The organism is uncultured Chryseobacterium sp. (assembly GCF_913776365.1).
Classification (GTDB): Bacteria; Bacteroidota; Bacteroidia; order Flavobacteriales; family Weeksellaceae; genus Chryseobacterium.
The window spans coordinates 1-4086 of the sequence record NZ_CAJYMO010000324.1; the positions used below are offsets into that span (position 1 = coordinate 1).

The 4086-nt window shown below is 45.3% G+C and carries 4 protein-coding genes; 2 read left to right on the forward strand and 2 right to left on the reverse strand.

Annotated elements, in window-relative coordinates; genetic code table 11:
- Both QZ735_RS17695 and QZ735_RS17700 read right to left on the reverse strand, forming a co-directional pair.
- The coding region (locus tag QZ735_RS17695; RefSeq protein WP_294251323.1) for a chloride channel protein at positions 1-942 on the reverse strand (942 nt) is incomplete at its 3' end.
- A 74-nt stretch (positions 943-1016) separates the two neighbouring features.
- Positions 1017-2288 carry an NAD(P)/FAD-dependent oxidoreductase gene (locus tag QZ735_RS17700; protein ID WP_294251325.1) on the reverse strand — a complete coding sequence of 424 codons (1272 nt, stop codon included), beginning with the start codon at positions 2286-2288 and terminating at the stop codon, positions 1017-1019.
- Between the two features lie 210 nt (positions 2289-2498).
- On the opposite strand from QZ735_RS17700, the gene QZ735_RS17705 reads away from it, so the two are divergent.
- Positions 2499-3488, forward strand: a complete 990-nt coding sequence (locus QZ735_RS17705; protein WP_294251328.1) for an aldo/keto reductase — start codon at positions 2499-2501, stop codon at positions 3486-3488.
- 389 nt (positions 3489-3877) lie between these two features.
- Positions 3878-4086: carboxypeptidase-like regulatory domain-containing protein (locus tag QZ735_RS17710; RefSeq protein WP_294251333.1), on the forward strand; the 209-nt coding region annotated here is incomplete at its 3' end.

The following is a 4086-nucleotide window of genomic DNA, read 5'->3' on the forward strand; positions in this document are numbered from 1 at the left end:
CCCGAATAGCGGCGGAAAGAGGACGCACAGTAAAGACAGCACGGCACCGCCCAGCATAGCTTTCCTCAGTTTAGAGAGGTTCAGCCCTTTCATGAAGTGTTCTACTTTTTTGGACATCAGCACAAAATAGCGGGCATACAGTCCGGTTACTGCTCCGAGGAGCAGGTAGTACGGAATATTTTTATAGTTAAACGCTTCGCGGGTGTAGAACCTGAAGAGCACATCTTCCTGTAAAAGGATCCTGGACAGCAGGCTTCCGCAAACGGCAGCAACCACCAGCGGAATAAAATCGGTAAAAACCACTCCGGTCAGCAGAATCTCGAAGGCAAACATGATACCGGCAATGGGAGCATTGAAAGCGGAAGCAATCCCTGCAGTGGCACCTGCAGCCAGCAAAAGGGTACGTTCCTTATAATTCAGCCTGTAGGTCCTTGCGAAGTTGGAACCGATCGCAGCACCGGTTACCGCAATCGGGCTTTCCAGTCCTGCAGAACCTCCCAGTCCTACGGTTACCGCGCTCTGTACAATCTGGGAGTACATCTTTACGGATGATACAACACTGGAATTCTGGGCAATTTCATACAGGATTACGCTGATGCCTTTACGGTCCTGACCTTTGAAGATCGTAAGGACGATCATTGTGGTGAGGACAATTCCGAGAAAAGGGAAAATAATATAGAACAGAATCTGATATTCAAAATGAACTTCTGTGGTAATAAAATGATGGATATTATGTACCAGGGTTTTAAGAATCACTCCGGCTAGACCGGCAGTGCAGCCAACCAGAATACCTGATAGTACCAAGAACTGATTCCTGCTGAGCCGGTTGTTCAGCCAGTGCAGGATCAGCTCATAACTGCGTGCTTTTTCGAGTCCATATTTCTGAAAGTCCCTTTTGAACTTCAGAAAGCTCAGAAACTTTTTTTTATTATGAATGTTCACAAATGTAGAGGTTTATTCTGCAACCGGATTGTTACAGAACCGTAAATGTAAGGAATATCTGAGAAACAATAAAATCACCTTTCATCCGTGGTCTCCCTTTTCGGTCTCAGGATAAGCCGGATTGACGGATTGTTGGTAATGAAAAGCCGGAGCCAGTTAAAGGCCAGCCGTACTTTGCTTCTGAAAGTCACCAACGGAATGATATGGATAAACAGCCAGGTCAGCCAGGCTACGAAACCTTTGTAAGAAAATTTCGGGAGGTCTACTACCGCATCGAATTTGGAAATGATGGCCATGCTTCCTTTGTTATGATAGGAAAAAGGCGTTATGGCTTTCCCGTCTTCTATGGCTTTCAGGTTTTTGGATAGCCGTCCTGCCTGCTGAATGGCCACCTGTGCGAGCTGGGGATGGCCTTTCGGATATTCCTTATCGGTAAGCTGGAGACAAATATCCCCAAGAGCATAAATATTAGCCGTCCCGTTGACCTTATTGTATTCATCAACGAGGATCCTGCGTCCCTTTCCTATGCTCGTTTCCGGCAGTCCGGGAACTTCGCGTCCGATGACCCCGGAAGTCCAGATCAGAGTTTCGGTTTCAATGGACGTGCCGTCTGCAAGAAGCACTTTTTTATCCACGTAATCCTTTACGGCTACATTGAGCAGTATTTTCACTCCGAGTTTTTTCAATCGGTCATGGGCTGCCTGCTGTGCCATTTTGCTCATCGGGGAAAGCAGGGTCGGCAATGCGTCGATCAGATAGATGTTGGACAGGCCAAGCTTGATTTCCGGGTATTCTTTCTCAGCGATATAGGTTCCCATTTCCGCAATCATTCCGGCAAGCTCCACTCCGGTAGGACCGCCGCCTGCAATCACGATGTTCTGAAGCTTCTGCGCTTCTCTTACGTTCTTATTGCGGGCCGCTTCTTCCAGTGTAAGAAGCAGGTAATTCCTGAGGTAAAGCGCTTCATCTATAGTTTTCATGGACAAGGCGCAACGCTGTACGTTCTCCATTCCGAAAAAATTGGTCTCCGTCCCTAAAGAAAGAACGAGATAATCATATTTTATGCTGCCGGTATCGGTCTCTACCGTATTCTCCGTTTCATGTACTTTTACCAGGTTTCCCATGTGAAAGCTTACATTTTTATATTCTGAGATGATTTTACGGAAAGGATAACTGATATTGGAAGCTTCAATGAATGAAGTCGCAACCTGATAGATGAGCGGCGGAAAAAAATGATAGTTGTTTTTATCAATCAAAGTAATTCTGAAACGGCTGTCATTAACCATAGATTTGATCAGATTGATTCCTGCGAATCCTCCGCCTACGATAACGATATGTTTTTTCATATGAGTATTGTTGAGGTGTGTGGTAATCAGAAGGCTTCAATAATAAAGCCAAAGCAAACAGATGTGGTAGATTTAAGCCGGCCTCCTGAAATCTGGTGAAACCGCCCCTTTCAGATCCTTTTCTATGCCGTACACATTCATCAGAAAGCCGGCTGCCGCTTAGTGCACGATGTTTGCACTCCGTATGTAACCAAATTTAAATGATACGATATGAAACAAGACATTTTAACAGACCGACACAGACTTGGATTAGGCGGAGTAGCGATCGGGACTGCTTTTGAAAAGCTGACCGACGAACAATCGGCGGAAGTACTTCAGAAAGCCTGGGAACTGGATATCAGATATTACGATACTTCACCCTGGTATGGGCTGACCAAAAGTGAGCATCGGTTCGGCGATTTTTTACGGCAGCGGGACAGAAATGATTTCGTGCTTTCCACCAAAGTCGGAAGACTGTTTACCCAGGTTCCGGAAGACCAGGTACCGCCGACCATGTGGCAGGATCCTTTCCATTTTGATTTTGAACATAATTATACTTCAGACGCAATCAAACGCTCCATTGAAGAAAGCCTTGAACGAACCGGCTTGGGCCATATTGACATTGTGTACGTTCATGATCTTTCTGAAGATCAGGTAGGTGACCGGTATCCATATTTCCTGAAACAGGCAAAAGCAGGTGCATTCAAGGTACTCTCGGAACTGAGGGACCAGGGTGTCATCAAAGCCTGGGGAATGGGAGTCAATGAAATCGATCCGATCCTGGACTGCCTGGAAGCCGCTGATCCGGACATCTGTCTTTCCGCTACCCAGTATTCTATTCTGGAGCACGAGGATGCCGTAGACCGCCTGTTGCCGGCAGTAAAAAAGGCAGGGGTTGCCCTCGTTTCGGGAGCCGGATACAATTCAGGATTCATCAACGGCAGGCAGCGGTACAATTATAAAGACGTTATCCCTAAAGGAATGACGGAAAAACGTGAGAAGATCAGTGAGATTGCTAAACGTTATGGTATCGATATCGTAGATGCAGCCCTGCAATTTGTACTGGCAGCCGATGAATTTGTTTCCATTATTCCCGGAGCCAGCAGGCCCGGGCAGGTAGCAGACAATGTAGATGCCCTTCACAAAAAGATTCCGGCCGATTTCTGGAAAGAACTGAAATCTGAAGGACTGGTGTATGAAAAAGCACAGACTCCGGACTAAAGCATCAGTGTCCCTCCGTTATTGGGAGAGTTCTGACCACACTTTATAAAAAGCACAGGTAAAATATTTACCTGTGCTTTTTGTACGCGGCATCCTGATCCGCAGGCGGCGACATCCGGGCAGAACATCAGTACCCTTTTCCCATAGTCATGATTGTTCCAGTGTTAACGGATGTTCACTTATGCCTGCGACCGTGTTTTTATTTTAATTTACTGATCATCATTTGATTAAAGACAAGATTACTGCTTAATAAATTTCATTGACGTCCTCTTTTTTAATTTTTTTTTAAGGAAATATTAAGCATTTTGTGATATAATGTTATCTGTATGTTAACGGCGCGGAATAGTGCTTCAGGGTACTTTTGTGGTACAATTTGAAGTATTAAAAAAATGAAAAAAGTAATCTGCGCCATTGCATTTTTATCTTTCAGCTTTGTTTTTTCACAGGAAACAAGCTCAAAAATTTTCGGCAGGTTAAGAGGAACGACCTCGGAAATGACCATAAAGCTCATCCACATTCCTACGAACAGTACCTTTGAGACCAAAAGCAATAAAAACGGCCAATTCAGCCTGGATAACCTCCAGCCCGGCGGGCCCTA

What these genes read in the sequence shown, in the direction of transcription:
- QZ735_RS17705 (WP_294251328.1), top strand. Translation starts at nt 2,499, where the DNA reads ATGAAACAAGACATTTTAACAGACCGACACAGACTTGGATTAGGCGGA.
- QZ735_RS17700 (WP_294251325.1), bottom strand. Translation starts at nt 2,288, where the DNA reads ATGAAAAAACATATCGTTATCGTAGGCGGAGGATTCGCAGGAATCAAT.